Below are 14,243 nucleotides of genomic sequence, written 5' to 3' on the forward strand. Positions count from 1 at the left end.
TGCTTTTGACTCGAATTAGGGCTTCGCCACGCAACTTTCGCTCACCCACGCCGCAGGAAGGAATGCCATGCCCGCCTCACCCGCCATCGATGCCTTCGACCTGGCCATCCTCGACATCCTGCAGCGCGACAACACCACACCCCAGCGCACCATCGCCCAGGCCGTGCACCTGTCGGCGCCCGCCGTGCAGCGTCGCATCCAGCGTCTGGAGCAGACCGGCGTCATCCGCGCCAACGTGGCCGTGATCGACCCCGAGAAGGTGGGCCTGCCCCTGACCATCATGGTCGAGGTGCATCTGGAAAACGAGCGCCCCGACCGCACCGCACCGCTGCGCGCGCGCATCGCCACCGAGGCCGCCGTGCAGCAGTGCTACTGCGTGACCGGCGAGGCCGACTACCTGCTGGTGGTGACGGTGGCATCCATGGCCGACTACGACGCGTTGACGCGGCGCCTGTTCGAGGGGGACGAGAACGTGCGGCGGTTTCGCACCTCGGTGTCGCTGGGGTGTTTGAAGGCGGGGTTGCAGGTGCCGCTGGATTGGGGCGGGCAGGCGTAGGCGGCGCGCTCAGCGCCCAGCCCAGCGGGACTCGGCGGCGCCACGAGCGCTGGTGGCCTACCAGAGCTCGGCCGCGGGCGTGCCCTGGTGGTAGATGAGCTGCCACCTGGCGTCCTGCTGCACCCACACCGAGGAACGCAGGGTGTGGTTCTCGAGCGTGGCGTCTGGTCGGCGAAGCGCCGAGCGGTAGGTCAGCAGGGCGATTTGCGACCCCAGCTGTTGCAGCGCGAAGTGGTCCGAGATGACCGGGGGCGATGCCACCTGCTCGCCCAGAAAGCGCATGACGGTTACTCGGTCGTACTGCCGGCCCGAGCGGCCCACTTCATGAAAGTCGGTGTGCAGCAGTTGCGCAAGGCGCTGGGCATCGCAGCGTACACCGGGGTGGTGCAGTTCCACCTCGAGCGCCTGGAGGATGGCAAGGAGTGCGTTGGTCATCGGCGCACATCTTCCCATGCGGCGTGCATCAGCGGCGCCAGACAGCCCACCACACCTTTCGAGGGCCCGCTTCGTGCTGCGGCATTGCCTGCGCTTCGGGCTCCGACTTTGGCTGCAATACGTCGCACAGACCTTGCTCCTTCACGGCGATGAATTTCTTCAGAATTTCCGGGTCATTGCCAGCATACCGAATACAGCTCACCTCAGACACCCAAGCCGCGCTGACCATGAGGTCTGCTTCTTTTGGTGTGGATGGCTGCTTGCAAACAAAGCAGTGCCCATCTGTGTCGTACTTGAAGTGCCCGGGCGCCTCGACGGATGGGACATCGCAACTGGTGCAGCAGCCATCTTCGACGTAAAAGTCGCCTGGCGCGTTCTTGGTGTGTCGAGGGTACATAGGGTGTTACTGCGAGGCATCCCGCAGAACCTGGGCGGATTGGTCGATACGGAACATTCTGAACACGGATTTTTCCTAAAAATTTGCTGCCTTGAGCAAGGCAGCGCTTGCTCGCGTAAGGCCCTTGGCTGGTTCGGCGTTGCACTGAACTCGACGGTAAACGCACTGCACCCTTGTTCTTTGATTCAGCCCCGGAACTGCAGGGTCGGCGCTTCACCATAGATGGCCGCGAGCTTCTCGAACACGGCATAGATCTCCAGCGTCTTGGCGGCTTCGAGGTAGCCGGCATCTTCCATGAAGGGCGCGACATTGCCGTCGCAGAACACGCCGATGCCACGGATCTCGCCCAAGCCGTCTTCGCCGTCTGCGCTCATGAAGCCGATGCTCACGTGCCCGTACACGTCCAGGGTGTAGTCGATGTCGTTTTGCTCGCAGAACGCGGCCATGTGGTCCTGCAGCTGCTGCGTCAACGCGTTGATGCCCGGCAGCCTGCCCTGGCCCTCGCCGTCCTTGTGCTCCGAGCTGTACTGGCTGAAACCAGCATCGAAGTTGATCTCATCGGTGCGGATACCGTCGAGCGCGTCGCGCAGCGCCCCCAGCGTGGCGTGCGGCAGCTGCTCCTCGCCGTGCTCATCTTCCTCGCTGTCGTAGGGATAGCTCCAGACATCGGTGGTCTGGTCAGGGGACACCAGGCCCTGCTGCACCAGCAGATCGATGGCTCGCCGGGTGTTGGCCGGGTTCTCGAACGCCTGCTTGCTGAGGGGCATGAGCAGGTAGAGGGAAATGGACATGGGTTGCTTTGCGTGTTGAGGGGTGGGTGGGCCGGTACGGCAGGTAGCGCATTCCAGCGCCTGCAGAATGCAGGAGGGATCAAGCGATGATCAAGCAATCAAGCCACGGGACTTCGCGCCGGGGCCGTTTCGATGGTACGCAATCGCGATGCCCTGGCAGTGGACATTCTGTCCAGTCCACTGCCAATGCGTTGCCGCGTGGGGCAGCGGCTACCGACCCTGCGCCAGGAACGCCGCCACCAGCGCATTGGCATGCCCATGGCCCATGCCGTGGTCGGTCTTGAGCAGGGCGACGTACTCCATGTGCTTGAGCGCGCCCGCCGCACGCAGCACGTCCATCCAGTGGCCGATGGGCTGGCCGTACTTGGACTCGATGGAGGGGAAGTACGAGGCGGGGCCTTTGACAGGGGTGGTGCTGGCGTTGGTGCTGGACTCGGGCATGGGCTGGCTCCTTGGTGGATGGGCTTGGGGGGCTGGCGGGGCACACGGTGCGTGCCATGCGCCCATGTTCCTGCGGCCTCTTGTTGCTACGACGAACGAAGAGGGTGGATATCGACAAGCCGTTGCCAAAATTTTGATGGGTTGGCTGCTGTCGAACGCTCGCGGCCATCGTAGCTTTTGTGGGCAGCCGCGCGGCGACAAGCGAGACTGTCCTACGGCTGTCAGCGAGTTCAAGGCACACCTGCCATGCCAGCTACCCCCGACGATTTCCCATCTGCATCACCGATGGAAAACACATGAAAACGCCAAGTTTGCTCTGGTCCGCGCTCATTGGGGCGGTTGCCAGCGCCCGCTCGATGACACCGATGGCCACGCTGTCGGCAGCAAGGCTTCTGGGGCACTCCACGCCTGGCAGGCTCGCACTGCTGGACCGACCCTTGTTCAAGTACGGCGCGCTCGCGATGGGCGCCGGGGAACTGGCGGGCGACAAGATGAAGACGGCACCTGACAGGACCGTTGCCCTGGGCCTGCTGGCGCGGGTCATGAGCGCCGGCATTGCCGGTGCGGCACTGGCCCCGCGCGGCCGTGAGCAGGCCGGGGCGCTGGCAGCGGTTGCTACCGCGGTGCCTCTGGCCTACGTCACGCTCGATGCCAGAAAGAACGCCATAAAACACATCGGCCAGACGCGCAGCGGCCTGATCGAGGATGCGTTGATCATCGCTGGCGGTATCGCCATCGTCGCACTGGCAGTCAGGCCCGCAAGCCGCCTGTGAACGCGCGCACAGGGCGTCAGGGCACGGTGTAGTTCGAGCAGTCGGGCACGGGGGTATCCGGCACGTAAGCGCGGGCTTGCGGGGCGAAGCGGTACACCCGCTGGTAACTGCATTGGGGATCGGTCACGGTGACAAGGTCGCGTTGGCGAAGAGGCCGCGCCGCCAGCGAGTCTTTGGACCGCGACACGCGCCCCGGAAAAGAGGTTGCCTTGCTGCGGTAGCGCAGCACCGGCATGCCCGCAGCGGATGTGCCTGCCAGGGCGAGGGTGGCATCGAAGCTGTACTCGTCGTGGCAGGCGTCGGCGCGCTGCTTCATGTCACGCTCGCTGAAGCACGCCCGGATCGTTGCGCTGCCGCTCTGCGTAACGCTCAGCACCTCGAACGGTGGCTGGCCCGGCACAAAGGCGATGAGGTGCAGCGTGGTTGCACTGGCCCCGCCGCCGGAGTACATGGTGCTCTCGCGCGCCTGTACTCCCGCCAGGAAGCCGCCCTCGAAGCGGATGATCCTGGGCCACGGCTCCACCGACGCATTGTCGCCAGAGGATGCCAAGCCAGCCATCCGATAGGCCACCTGGGCCGGATCACGTTGGCCGCCAGGCAACTGCAGGCCCACGTCGGTGGTACACGATTGGCCTTCGCAGCCGGGTTGGGAGGGAGCGATTTCGACGCAGAGCTGGTCAGGCGCACAAGCGCGCGCCACGCCGTTGTCTGATGGACTGACGACCACCAGCGTGTCCATGCGCGGTGGCGCGGCAAGGGCGGGTAGCGATGACACCAGAAGCGTCGCGGCGAAAAGTATGGATTTGCGCATGGTCAGGAATGGGGTGTACTGGCAGCATGCATTTCAGCATGACGCTCTGACTGGAGCGCAGCGCGGCAGGCGGGCCCATCGCCTGCCGGGAGGGCTCACCCCAGCCGCAGCGCCCGCTTCATCTCCACTCCCGTCAACCGCAGCCTCGGCCCCGACAACAGCTCGCACATGCGCGCACTGAGCGGCGCGTGTGCCCCATGCTGCGCCGCCAGCCGCACCACGGCGCCGCAGATGGCGTCGATCTCGGTCACGCGGCCGGCTTCGAGGTCGTCCCACATGGAGGAGCGGGCCGTGGCGTCGATCTGCAGCATGCGCCTGGCCAGGCGGGTGAACAGCCAGTTGGGCAGGCGCATGACCTTGGGCAGCATGCGGGGCGAGACGGCGGTGACCTGGGCGGGGGCAATGCCGGCGCGTTCCATCACGCCCAGGGCCTCGGTCTGCAGGGCGGCGAAGACTTGGCGGCAGTCGCGGTCGAGCAGTTCGTCGCGCAGGGGCAGGTTGGACAGGGCGTTGACGGGGTTGTTGAGGTTGAGCAGCAGCTTGCCCCACTGCACGGCGCGAATGTCTTCGGGCAGCACGGTGGCCAGGCCGGCGGCGTTGAAGACTGCGGCCACGGGCTCGGTGGCGGTATCGCGCTGCAGCTGGATGGCTCCGGCCGTGGCGCGGTGCACCTGGGCGCCGCGCAGCACCACGTTGTAAGGCACCATGCCGGCCAGGGCCTTGAGGTTGGGGGCCTGTGCTGCTATGCGGGCGACGTTGTCCACGCCGTTCTGCAGCGAGATGACGGGCGTGCCGGGCGCGCACGCGGCGGCCAGTTCGCGCGCGGCGCTTTCGGTGGCACCGCTTTTCACGCAGAGCAGCACCACCGTATCCGGGCCCGGCGCAGCCTCTGCCAGCGTGCCGGCCAGGCGCAGCTGCGCGGCGGGCACGTGCGCGCGGTAGCCGTCGAGGTCGGTGATGGTAAGGCCCTCACGCGCCAGGGGCTCCATGGCGCGGGGGCGGCCGACCAGGCAGACGCGTTGCCCCTGCGCGGCCAGGCGCCCACCCACGTAGCAGCCAATGGCACCTGCGCCCAACACGATGAAGTTCATACGATGCAGCCCCCTTGATGTTGAGGCGCATTGTGCGGCCATGCCACCGCAGCGGGTGCTGCCTATGCGACGGGGGCCGGTGCCGGGAACCGCACCACCACCCGCAACCCGCTCAGCCGGGGCGAGGCATCCAGCGCCACGCTGGCACCATGCGCCTGGGCGATGGCCTGCACGATGGCCAGGCCCAGGCCGCTGCCCGGGGCGCTGTCGGCGGTTTCGCGTACGAAGCGCTGCATCACGCGCTCGCGGTGCTCGGGGGCGATGCCGGGGCCGCTGTCTTCGACCACCAGCTCCACGGCGTTGCCGGCGGTACGGTGCAGCTGCAGGTCCACCTGGCCGCCTGGGGGCGTGTACTTCACGGCGTTGTCGAGCAGGTTGCGCACCAGCATGCGCAGGGCCTCGGGGCGGCCGGGCACGGGGGCGGCGTCGGATTCGAGCAGGCCCATGTCCATGCCGCGCGCCTGCGCGGCGGGGGCCACGTCGGCCAGGGCGAGCTGGGCCACGGCGCGCAGGTCCACGGCCTCGTTGGGGGTGGGGCCGGCGGCGCTGGCCTCTTGCCGGGCCAGGGTGAGCAGTTGCTCGACCAGGCGCGTGGCGCGGTCGATGCCGGCGGACAGGCGCTCCACCGCGACGGCGCGGGCACCATCGTCGCTGGCGCGCTGCAGGCCCTGCAGCTGCAGGCGCAGCGCGGCCAGGGGCGAGCGCAGTTCGTGCGCGGCATCGGCCACGAAGTGCTGCTGCGCGGCAAAGGCGCCCTGCACCCGCTCGAACAACAGGTTGAGCTCGGTCACCAGGGGCTGCACCTCGTCGGGCAGGGCGGCATCGCTTACGGGCGAGAGGTCGTCGGCCTGGCGGCGGGCCAGTTGGCGGCGCACGCGCTCCACCGGTGCCAGCGAGCGGCTCACGCCCCACCACACGGCCAGTACCAACAGGGGCGCCATCACCGCCAGCGGCGCCAGCGTGCGCAGCGCCAGGGTGCGCGCCATGCCGCTGCGCACGGCCATGTTCTGCGCCACCTGGATGACCTGCGAGCGCGTCTGCAGCGAGAACACGCGGTAGGTGCCGCCGCGCGCCTGCACGTTGGCAAAGCCCAGCACCGCGATCTGCGGCAGCGCGGCGCCCACGGCCGATTCGAAGATGCGCAGGCCCTCGTTGGTCCACACCTGCACGATGAATTCGTGGTTCTCGTCCTCACCCGAGAGGCCCTGGCCCAGCTCGCGCGCGTCGGGCGGCAGGCCCGAGCGCAGGGCCAGCGCGGTCTGCTGCATGTGGTAGTCGAACAGCGAGTCGGCCTCATCCAGCGCGCTGCGGTAGGCCAGCACGCCCTGCACGGCGCCCGCGAGCAAAATGGCGGCGAGCAGGAAGATGAGCAACTGCGCGCGCAGCGAGCGCGGCAGCAGGGACTGCAGTGCCGTGGGCCAGGACCTGGGTTGCGTCGTCATGCCTTCGGTACCAGGTAACCGACACCGCGCACATTGAGCAGGATGTCGGGCCCGAGCTTCTTGCGCAGGCCGTGGATATACACCTCCACCGCGTTGCTGCTGACCTCGTCGCCCCAGCCGTAGAGCTTGTCTTCGAGCTGCTGGCGCGACAGCACCAGGCCGGGGCGCGCGAGCAGGGGCTCCAGCACAGCCCATTCGCGGCCCGAGAGCACGACGGGCACGCCATTGACGCTGGCCTCGCGCGTGCTGGGGTTGATGCTCACGCCCTTGTGCTCGTACACCGGCTCGGCCCGGCCCGAGGCGCGGCGCAGCAGCGCGCGGATGCGGGCCAGCAGCTCATCCAGGTCATAGGGCTTGAGCACATAGTCGTCGGCCCCGGCGTCGAGCCCCTCGATGCGCTGGGCCACGGCGTCGCGCGCGGTGGCCACCAGCACGGGCGTGCGGTCCTTGCGCGTGCGCAGGTCGCGCAACACGGCGATGCCGTCGCGCTTGGGCAGGCCCAGGTCCAGCATCACCAGGTCATAGGCGTTGGCGCGCAGGGCGGTGTCGGCAGCATCGCCATCGCGCACCCAGTCCACGGCGTAGTGCTCGGCGCGCAGCAGGTCCTGCACGGCTTCGCCGATCATGGGGTCGTCTTCTACGAGGAGCAGGCGCATGGTGCGGCAAGCATAGCGAAAGAATGAATGGCAAAGGGCTGCCGAAGCAGCCCCTTCATTCAGGCCCCTTTATCCAAGGCGGACGGGGACAAAAATCTTGTCGCCGTTGCGCTCGATGAGCAGAGCCACCGACTTGCCCGCCTTGGCCATGGCCGCGCGCACCTGCTCGATGTCCTTGGCCGGCGCGCCGTTGATGGCCAGCAGCACGTCGCCGGGCTGCACACCCGCAGCGGCGGCGGGGCCGCGCGCCTGCTCGATCACCAAACCTGCGCCCAGGCCGGTCTCGCGGCGCTCATCGGCGTCCAGCGGGCGCAGTGACAGGCCCAGTTGGCCCTTGCCCGTGGCCTCGTCAGCCTTGGCCACGGCATTCTTGCCCTTGTCGCTGGCATCGCCCAGGGTGGCGGTCAGCTCCACCGACTTGCCCTGGCGCCACACCGACAGACGCGCCTTTTGCCCGGGCTGTGCCTGGCCCACCCAGGCCGGCAGGTCGCCCGAGGCCACGATGGGCTGGCCGTCCACCTGGCGGATCACGTCGCCCGCCTGCAGGCCGGCCTTGTCGGCCGGGCTGTCCTTGGTGACGCTGGCCACCAGCGCGCCCTCGGGCTTGTCGAGCTGGAAGGACTCGGCAAACGCCTGGTTCACCTCCTGCACCGCCACACCGAGCTTGGCATGGCGCACCTTGCCGGTGGCCACGATCTGCTCCTTGATCTTGTCGGCCAGCTCGATCGGGATGGCGAACGACACGCCCTGGTAACCGCCCGAGCGGCTGTAGATCTGCGAGTTGATACCCACCACCTCGCCACGCCCGTTGAACAGTGGGCCGCCCGAATTGCCGGGGTTCACCGCCACGTCGGTCTGGATGAAGGGCACCAGGCTGTCGTCGGGCAGCGAGCGGCCCTTGGCGCTCACCACGCCGGCCGTCACGCTGTTCTCGAAGCCGAACGGCGAGCCGATGGCCAGCACCCATTCGCCCACCTGCAGGTCACGCGTGCTGCCCAGGCGCACCGTGGGCAGGTTCTTGGCCTCGATCTTGAGCACGGCCACGTCGGTCTTGGGGTCCGAGCCCAGCACCTTGGCGCGGAACTCGCGCCGGTCGGTGAGCTTCACGGTCACGTCGCTTGCGCCCTTGACCACATGGGCATTGGTCAGCACCAACCCGTCGGCACTGACGATGAAGCCCGAGCCCTGGCCGTGCGTGGGCACATTGGGCTGCGCGCCGCCGCCGCCCGCGCCAGGCACGCCGAAGCGGCGGAAGAATTCGTAGAACGGGTCGTCGGGATCGATGCCGGGCGCCTGGCGCTGCTGGCGCGCCGTGGGGCGCTCGTCGTCGTCATCGCCACCGGCCTGGGCACCACGGGTGCTGCCCGTCACGCTGATGTTGACCACGGCCGGCCCGTTCTGCGCGGTGATCTGCGCAAAGCTGGGCAAGGCCGTGCCCGCGGGCAAGGCGGCCTGCGCCACCAGGGGCGCGGGCGCTGGTGCCGAGGCCCGCGCCTGGTGCCCGCTGATGAGCCCGGCGCCCGTGGCGCCCAGGGCACCTGCGGCCACCAGCGCGGCGATCAGGCGGCGGGGGGTGGATGCGACAAAGCTGGAGGTGTTCATGGTGATCTGCCTTTCCGTTCAGTAGCAAGGAGTTGCTGTGATGGAGGGCAGTGTCGGCACCGACACTTAGGCGAAACTTAGGCGGGCAGCACGGTCTTCGCCGCCCCACGGCTCAAAGAAACCGGTACACGATGGCCCCATGCTCCACCTCGCCCGGCGCCAGCCAGCGCATGGGAAAGGCCGGGTGGTTGGGCGCGTCGGGGTACTCCATGGGCTCCAGGCAGATGCCGTCGCCGGGCTGCCAGAGCCAGCCGCCCGGGCCGTTGCCGCGCCCCAGGTCGCGCGCCGGGTCGGCCTTGAGGCCGTGGCCTGCGTAGACCTGCACGCCGGGCGCGGTGCTCCACACCTGCATGCTGCGGCCGCTCACCGGCTCGCGCAGGCGCGCGGCCAGGCGCAGGCCGGGGCTGCCGGCCGGCAGGGCAAACGGCGCACGGGCCGAAACCCCGCTGTCGAGCACCAGATAGTGGTCCAGCCCGCCAGCCAGGGCCAGTTGGTCGCCGTGCTGTGCAATGGACTCGCCCACCGTGCGCAACTCTCGAAAGTCGAACGCCGTGCCCTGCACCTCCTCGACCTGGCCCAGCGGGCACACATCCAGCGCCAGCGGCACATAGCGGCTGGCAGGCACCTGCAACTGGTGGCGGTGCGTGCTGCCGGCACCGGCCAGGTTGAAGAAGGCATGGCCCGTGATGTTGACGATGGTGGGCGCGTCAGCCGCCTCGGCGGTCCAGGCCATCTGCAGCGCGTTGTCGGGCGTGACGGCAATGCGCACCGTGAGCCGCACAGTGCCGGGCACGCCATCGTCCTCGGTGCGGAACACATGGCTCAGCGTGATGGCGTCGCCCTGCACCTGGTCCACCGCAAACACCTGGAAGCGGCTGCCGCGCGGCCCGCCATGGTGGTGGTGCGGGCCGCTGTTGGTGGGCAGTTGCAGCGTCAGGGTGCCGCCGGGCAGCGCCAGTTGCCCCTGGCGCAGGCGCCCGGCCCAGCGACCGATGAGCGCACCCATGGAGAGCTGCCCGTCGAGGTAGCCCTGCAGGCTGTCGTAGCCGAGCGCCACGTCCACCAGCCCGCCTTGCCCGTCGGGCACGGCGACCTGCACCAGCCGCGCGCCGTAGTTGCTGACGGCGACCTGCAGCCCGCCCTCGCCCCGCAGGGTGAACAGGTCGGTGCGCAGGCCGTGCAGGGTCTGCTGGAATGCTTCGCGGTGGAGGGTGTGGGGCATGGGGGGAGTTTATTCAAGTAGACAGGTGTGCGCCGGGCAAGCCCACCACCCTGGCGCTGCCGGGGAGCACTCGCGGCCCTGGCGCAACACGCAGGGCCCGGCAGCAGGCAGCCGTGAGTTGACCGCGCCGGCCAGCCAGCCGGTCGGTCGGTGCCGACCTGCCTGCCTGCCTGCCTGCCTGCCTGCTTGCTTGCTTGCCTGCCTGCTCGATTGAGTGCCTGCTTGCTGTTGGCTCACCCGCCTGCGGGCGGCATCCACACCGGGTTGAGCAGCCGCTCCAGCCGCACATGCGCGGCCTCGATGTTCTTGAGCAGGCCGTCGAGCAGCGCAGGGGTCATCAGCACCTGGGCGCCGCCCGGCGCACCCAGGGGCTTGCCCTGGGAGACCGGCACCAGCGACTCGCGAAACTCCTTGGCCTGCGCCAGGACGTTGTCGGGAGGCAGGTTACGATCACGCAGCATCGCAAGCCGCGCCTGCAGCGCCTCTTCGTAGGCGGGGTCCAACACAGGCTTGCGCTGCTTGATGCTGGCCTTGTAGCTGAGCACCTTGGCCCGCTCGAATGCCAGCGAATTCTTCAGCGCCGCCGCCATGCGCTCCATCGACGCGGGCAGCTTCGGGTCGCTGGGGTCGTTGTCGAACCCGGACCAGAAGTCGCGGTGGACGGCCTCCGTGACCACCGCATCCGGGTTGTACATGGAGGTGAGGATGGCCTGGCGCCGGGCGTCGAGTTCGGCCGCGCGGGCGGTCTGGTGGGCGGCGAGGGACGCCAGGCATGCCAAGCACACCAGAGCCGCGGCGAGGCGCGCGCGCAGGGTCGCTGGGGCGGGGCACCGGGGGTGCGGGATTGCTTCGCTGTGGTGGGGGTGGGGATGGGGGTGGGGCATGCGGGGAGTCTATGCGGGGCAGGTCGGCTGAGTGCTCGTTCGGCCTCGGGCCCAACGCAGGCACTGCTACGATTGCCGTCACCGGCCAGGAACAGCCCTCCTTCATCCGCCTCAAAATGCCCATTGACCTGAAGTGTCCTGACTGCGATCTCCGGGTCTTGATCGGCGGTTACCACACGGCCCATCGTCTTGATCGACAGAGGCTACGGTACAGATGGGCACGGCCCGTCAACCGGCCTGGCCATCCTTTGGCGCCGTTGACCAAGGCCCTGGGCGCCGGAGGTGAGTGTGTTCGCGTTTCTTAAAAAACCACAGAAGAAAGATGCGCGCGACGTCGGGCAGTTGATCTTTGACATCGCGGAGCATCAGCGAGATGCAGACTTCCATCTGCTGTACCAACGGATGTCCGGTCGCGAAGTCTTTGTGGGGATCGATCGCACATCCCTGCCTGCATCCATCGAAGCCGGTGCTCCCTACACGACCCAGGCGTCTGATCGGCTCAGAATGCAGTCGGTTTCCATACCCCATCACGGAGCCTGGTCCTCAGCCGCCATCCTCGCATCACACCCGTCACTTGCCGGCGCCCATGTTGGAATGCAATGGCTCGACTTCCTGAAAATGACCCAGCGGCTGCCGGAGCTTCGAGGTGCCGTGCTTCAAGGCAAGGCATCGTGGGTGGCCTTTGACAAAGAGCGCATCGCCTATGTCCTGGCGAAATCCGGCGCCTGAGCCTTGTGCCGAAAGGGCGCGTTCCGAGGCGCCGCCTGTGTACCGTCCGCTGCAACCTGGGGGCTCCCATGGCGGTTCCTGACTCGTATGTGTTGGGCGACGTGTTCTATCCAGAATCCAAGGAGCAGCTCGCGCAGATTCTCGTGGAGGCGGGCATTGCCGTGACCGTCGGGCAGTGGGCGATACGCCTTGAGGACTTCGCACGCACCTTCAGCCTGCGCCATGTTGGGAACCTCTCACCGGAGTCACCGTTTCAAGTGGATGGCAGCGGGTACGGCGTTCCCGTCGACTTTGTGGCGACCTGCTGCGACCGCCTTGCAACGTGTCTGCGCGAACACCAGATAGGCTATGACTTCTTTCACGCCACTGGCGCAGAGGAGGTGATTTGCGAGTACCAGTATTCGCCATGAAAGACGTGCCGTGCCCGATACAGTCACGACGAAGCGGTTGCTCGCTGCCCCGCATCGAATTGCCGTCCATCTGCGGGTCATCGGCCCGGCGACGGTGCTCCTGCAAAGCACTTTTCTTCCTTTCAGCCACCGTTGCAAGGTACGAATATGAAAAACGCGGTTCGTCTTCTCTTCTGCAGCGGGGCCGCGGCGGCTGCCCCTGCGGGGGCTGGCAGTAGACTTGCCTGCATGAAAAAAGCCCGCCTCGCCCCGCACTCCGCCACGCGGTGCATGCAACCGCATCCGCACGTGAGGACAGAACATTGAACAACATGCGCCGTTTGCTTGCAGCAGGGATTGCAGCAGCCATGGGCTGGAGGGTTTCTATGGCCCAGGAGTCCGGCGCGGGCTCGCCCGGCGACAAGACCGCGGTGTCGGCGCCCGAGCCGTCGGTGCAGCCGCGCCACGTTCTGTGCTTCCTCGGAAAAAGTGGCCACCAGACGCAGTTGAAGGAGGCCGTGTCTCGCGCAGTGCGTGAGTTCGCGACCGGGTTCAGCGTGGACGAGGAGTATTCCATCGCAGAGCCTGACGATCGCATGCCGCGGTCGTTCACGGTGAACCGCGACCGGGTTGCATCCAATGCGTGGACCGCAGCAGACGAAAAGGCGGTCGCCAGCCACCAGTCCGTCCTCTACGTCCTGGGGCCGCCCATGCACCGGCAGGACACGGTCAAGGTCTCGATGGCCGCCCTGCAGCTGGTCGGCCGGCTGATCGACGCGGGGGCTGTCGCCGTGAAGGGCGAAAGTGCAGGCGTCGCGCACGGGATCGACCGGTGGCGGGCCTTGGTGCGCCAGGGCGCCCAGGCCCTGCAGTCCGGCGACCTGCTGGCACAGCAGCGGATTGGCCGGCTGGCCTTTGCCAGGCGCCCGCTGTCGGACCAGGGCTACCTGGAAAGCGTGGGGTTCCACCTGGTCGGCTTGCCGGAGGTGTATGCGCCGCAATCGCTTGGATCGGAGCTGCAGGTGGTAGCGCTGATGGATGCCGTGGCGGACGAGATGGCGCAGCACGGAGTGGCCCAAGTGCTCAAGCAGCGCCGCGCTGCCCATTCGCTCGCCTCCACGTACGAGGAGGACGATTTCAAGTTCAACCCCTATGGGATCGTGCGGCTGGCGCGCTAGCCGGCAAGCCTGTGTGGCGATGGGGGCGGTCGGCGCGCTGCGCGGGCGCCCCTCCTGCGGGTGGAAGGCCCCCTTGGGCTGGAATCACCGCAGGTCCTGTGCCACCTGCTGCGCGATGGCCTTTTGGCAGACCGAGAGGGCTTGGGTGGCCCGGGCGAATTCCGCCATCAGCCGGTCGTAGGTGCCAAAGCGGTACGCCGCGGCGCACGGCACGGGCACGGCCCCCTTCACCGAGGACTGGTAACCTGCCGTGTAGCTCTTCTGCGCCAGCACCTGCTTGGTCTTGCCGTGCAGCAGCCGCACGTGCACCACCACCCAGGGCTCGAACGCTGCGTCCACGATGCCATCGGCGACATAGCCCACCGGGCCGAACCACACGCTCAGCAGCGCATCGCTGTCCGTCTGTATGTGGGTGTAGTCGTCGACACCGTCCTTGAGCTTGGCGACCTCGTGCGGCAGGTAGGAGACCCGCATCCCCCGCGCCGACAGGCTCTGCTGCAGGTCATCGACCAGTTGCGCCGGTAGCCGGACCGGGCCGGCGTTGTACTCCTTCACGAAGCCCTCGGTCTGCGTGGCCTGTATGCCCCCGGCAATGGCACCGCCGACGGCGCCGCCCAGGGCCGACAGGCCCGAGCGGTTGCGCACCGTGAAGGACTGCGACTCGGTGACCCGCAGGATCGACACCGTGGAAATCGGTGCGGCGCCGGCCTTGTCCAGGGGAATGTTGGGGGTAGTCGCCGTGCATCCGGCCAAGAAGGCGGCGCACAGCGAGAACAGCAGGGCACGGCCGCGGGTCAGCGCAGGGAACAGGGTTTGTCGGTTCATTCGGGGTCGGTGGTAGAAGTC

The 14,243-nt window shown here is 67.9% G+C and carries 17 protein-coding genes; 5 read left to right on the plus strand and 12 right to left on the minus strand.

The window, feature by feature from the left end; translation table 11 throughout:
• Window positions 1-67: 67 nt before the first annotated feature.
• On the plus strand, window positions 68-556 hold the full coding sequence (locus tag ACSQ3Y_RS28710; RefSeq protein ID WP_436179641.1) for an Lrp/AsnC family transcriptional regulator: 489 nt from the start codon (window positions 68-70) through the stop codon (window positions 554-556).
• A gap of 57 nt (window positions 557-613) precedes the next feature.
• Here ACSQ3Y_RS28710 and ACSQ3Y_RS28715 read toward each other — a convergent pair whose 3' ends face one another.
• From ACSQ3Y_RS28715 to ACSQ3Y_RS28730, 4 genes are all read right to left on the minus strand, one after another.
• Window positions 614-991 (minus strand): DUF4440 domain-containing protein, encoded by a 378-nt coding sequence (locus tag ACSQ3Y_RS28715; RefSeq protein WP_436179642.1) that lies wholly within the window; start codon window positions 989-991, stop codon window positions 614-616.
• Between the two features lie 28 nt (window positions 992-1,019).
• The gene (locus tag ACSQ3Y_RS28720; protein WP_436179643.1) at window positions 1,020-1,388 is read right to left on the minus strand and encodes a ferredoxin; all 369 of its coding nucleotides are present in this window, start codon (window positions 1,386-1,388) and stop codon (window positions 1,020-1,022) included.
• Between the two features lie 185 nt (window positions 1,389-1,573).
• Entirely contained in the window at window positions 1,574-2,179 is a 606-nt protein-coding gene (locus ACSQ3Y_RS28725) for a hypothetical protein (protein ID WP_436179644.1), read from the minus strand.
• A gap of 210 nt (window positions 2,180-2,389) precedes the next feature.
• Window positions 2,390-2,620, minus strand: a complete 231-nt coding sequence (locus ACSQ3Y_RS28730; protein ID WP_436179645.1) for a DUF4287 domain-containing protein — start codon at window positions 2,618-2,620, stop codon at window positions 2,390-2,392.
• Window positions 2,621-2,916: 296 nt separating this feature from the next.
• On the opposite strand from ACSQ3Y_RS28730, the gene ACSQ3Y_RS28735 reads away from it, so the two are divergent.
• Window positions 2,917-3,393, plus strand: coding sequence for a hypothetical protein (locus ACSQ3Y_RS28735; RefSeq protein WP_436179646.1), 477 nt, complete (start codon window positions 2,917-2,919; stop codon window positions 3,391-3,393).
• A gap of 16 nt (window positions 3,394-3,409) precedes the next feature.
• Here ACSQ3Y_RS28735 and ACSQ3Y_RS28740 read toward each other — a convergent pair whose 3' ends face one another.
• From ACSQ3Y_RS28740 to ACSQ3Y_RS28770, 7 genes are all read right to left on the minus strand, one after another.
• Window positions 3,410-4,204 carry a hypothetical protein gene (locus ACSQ3Y_RS28740; RefSeq protein ID WP_428003566.1) on the minus strand — a complete coding sequence of 265 codons (795 nt, stop codon included), beginning with the start codon at window positions 4,202-4,204 and terminating at the stop codon, window positions 3,410-3,412.
• Between the two features lie 95 nt (window positions 4,205-4,299).
• Window positions 4,300-5,295 (minus strand): 2-dehydropantoate 2-reductase, encoded by a 996-nt coding sequence (locus ACSQ3Y_RS28745; protein ID WP_436179647.1) that lies wholly within the window; start codon window positions 5,293-5,295, stop codon window positions 4,300-4,302.
• 62 nt (window positions 5,296-5,357) lie between these two features.
• Window positions 5,358-6,737: an ATP-binding protein gene (locus tag ACSQ3Y_RS28750; protein ID WP_436179648.1), complete on the minus strand. Its 1,380-nt coding sequence runs from the start codon at window positions 6,735-6,737 to the stop codon at window positions 5,358-5,360.
• Window positions 6,734-7,393 carry a response regulator transcription factor gene (locus ACSQ3Y_RS28755; protein ID WP_057201778.1) on the minus strand — a complete coding sequence of 220 codons (660 nt, stop codon included), beginning with the start codon at window positions 7,391-7,393 and terminating at the stop codon, window positions 6,734-6,736. Before ACSQ3Y_RS28755 ends, ACSQ3Y_RS28750 begins: the two co-directional genes overlap by 4 nt.
• A 69-nt stretch (window positions 7,394-7,462) precedes the next feature.
• Window positions 7,463-8,995, minus strand: coding sequence for a DegQ family serine endoprotease (locus tag ACSQ3Y_RS28760; protein ID WP_436179649.1), 1,533 nt, complete (start codon window positions 8,993-8,995; stop codon window positions 7,463-7,465).
• Window positions 8,996-9,107: 112 nt separating this feature from the next.
• Window positions 9,108-10,217 (minus strand): aldose epimerase family protein, encoded by a 1,110-nt coding sequence (locus ACSQ3Y_RS28765; RefSeq protein WP_436179650.1) that lies wholly within the window; start codon window positions 10,215-10,217, stop codon window positions 9,108-9,110.
• A gap of 233 nt (window positions 10,218-10,450) precedes the next feature.
• A complete protein-coding gene (locus ACSQ3Y_RS28770) occupies window positions 10,451-11,101 on the minus strand; it encodes a hypothetical protein (RefSeq protein WP_436179651.1) in 651 nt (216 codons plus the stop codon).
• A 288-nt stretch (window positions 11,102-11,389) separates the two neighbouring features.
• Between ACSQ3Y_RS28770 and ACSQ3Y_RS28775 the strand changes: the two genes are divergently transcribed.
• The 3 genes from ACSQ3Y_RS28775 to ACSQ3Y_RS28785 all read left to right on the plus strand — a co-directional run bounded on the left by ACSQ3Y_RS28775 (window position 11,390) and on the right by ACSQ3Y_RS28785 (window position 13,397).
• Window positions 11,390-11,830, plus strand: a complete 441-nt coding sequence (locus tag ACSQ3Y_RS28775) for a hypothetical protein (protein ID WP_436179652.1) — start codon at window positions 11,390-11,392, stop codon at window positions 11,828-11,830.
• Between the two features lie 68 nt (window positions 11,831-11,898).
• On the plus strand, window positions 11,899-12,240 hold the full coding sequence (locus ACSQ3Y_RS28780; RefSeq protein WP_436179653.1) for a hypothetical protein: 342 nt from the start codon (window positions 11,899-11,901) through the stop codon (window positions 12,238-12,240).
• 311 nt (window positions 12,241-12,551) lie between these two features.
• Window positions 12,552-13,397: a hypothetical protein gene (locus ACSQ3Y_RS28785; protein ID WP_436180185.1), complete on the plus strand. Its 846-nt coding sequence runs from the start codon at window positions 12,552-12,554 to the stop codon at window positions 13,395-13,397.
• A gap of 84 nt (window positions 13,398-13,481) precedes the next feature.
• On the opposite strand, the gene ACSQ3Y_RS28790 is transcribed toward ACSQ3Y_RS28785, so the two are convergent.
• Window positions 13,482-14,222: a hypothetical protein gene (locus tag ACSQ3Y_RS28790; RefSeq protein WP_436179654.1), complete on the minus strand. Its 741-nt coding sequence runs from the start codon at window positions 14,220-14,222 to the stop codon at window positions 13,482-13,484.
• Window positions 14,223-14,243 lie beyond the last annotated feature (21 nt).

This window comes from Acidovorax sp. LjRoot66, assembly GCF_964253305.1.
Lineage (GTDB): Bacteria > Pseudomonadota > Gammaproteobacteria > Burkholderiales > Burkholderiaceae_C > Acidovorax.

Coding starts and splice junctions, on each gene's coding strand:
- ACSQ3Y_RS28720 (WP_436179643.1), bottom strand. CDS start 1,388: ATGTACCCTCGACACACCAAGAACGCGCCAGGCGACTTTTACGTCGAA.
- ACSQ3Y_RS28715 (WP_436179642.1), bottom strand. CDS start 991: ATGACCAACGCACTCCTTGCCATCCTCCAGGCGCTCGAGGTGGAACTG.
- ACSQ3Y_RS28740 (WP_428003566.1), bottom strand. CDS start 4,204: ATGCGCAAATCCATACTTTTCGCCGCGACGCTTCTGGTGTCATCGCTA.
- ACSQ3Y_RS28725 (WP_436179644.1), bottom strand. CDS start 2,179: ATGTCCATTTCCCTCTACCTGCTCATGCCCCTCAGCAAGCAGGCGTTC.
- ACSQ3Y_RS28765 (WP_436179650.1), bottom strand. CDS start 10,217: ATGCCCCACACCCTCCACCGCGAAGCATTCCAGCAGACCCTGCACGGC.
- ACSQ3Y_RS28745 (WP_436179647.1), bottom strand. CDS start 5,295: ATGAACTTCATCGTGTTGGGCGCAGGTGCCATTGGCTGCTACGTGGGT.
- ACSQ3Y_RS28760 (WP_436179649.1), bottom strand. CDS start 8,995: ATGAACACCTCCAGCTTTGTCGCATCCACCCCCCGCCGCCTGATCGCC.
- ACSQ3Y_RS28735 (WP_436179646.1), top strand. CDS start 2,917: ATGAAAACGCCAAGTTTGCTCTGGTCCGCGCTCATTGGGGCGGTTGCC.
- ACSQ3Y_RS28780 (WP_436179653.1), top strand. CDS start 11,899: ATGGCGGTTCCTGACTCGTATGTGTTGGGCGACGTGTTCTATCCAGAA.
- ACSQ3Y_RS28710 (WP_436179641.1), top strand. CDS start 68: ATGCCCGCCTCACCCGCCATCGATGCCTTCGACCTGGCCATCCTCGAC.
- ACSQ3Y_RS28730 (WP_436179645.1), bottom strand. CDS start 2,620: ATGCCCGAGTCCAGCACCAACGCCAGCACCACCCCTGTCAAAGGCCCC.
- ACSQ3Y_RS28770 (WP_436179651.1), bottom strand. CDS start 11,101: ATGCCCCACCCCCATCCCCACCCCCACCACAGCGAAGCAATCCCGCAC.
- ACSQ3Y_RS28750 (WP_436179648.1), bottom strand. CDS start 6,737: ATGACGACGCAACCCAGGTCCTGGCCCACGGCACTGCAGTCCCTGCTG.
- ACSQ3Y_RS28785 (WP_436180185.1), top strand. CDS start 12,552: ATGCGCCGTTTGCTTGCAGCAGGGATTGCAGCAGCCATGGGCTGGAGG.
- ACSQ3Y_RS28755 (WP_057201778.1), bottom strand. CDS start 7,393: ATGCGCCTGCTCCTCGTAGAAGACGACCCCATGATCGGCGAAGCCGTG.
- ACSQ3Y_RS28790 (WP_436179654.1), bottom strand. CDS start 14,222: ATGAACCGACAAACCCTGTTCCCTGCGCTGACCCGCGGCCGTGCCCTG.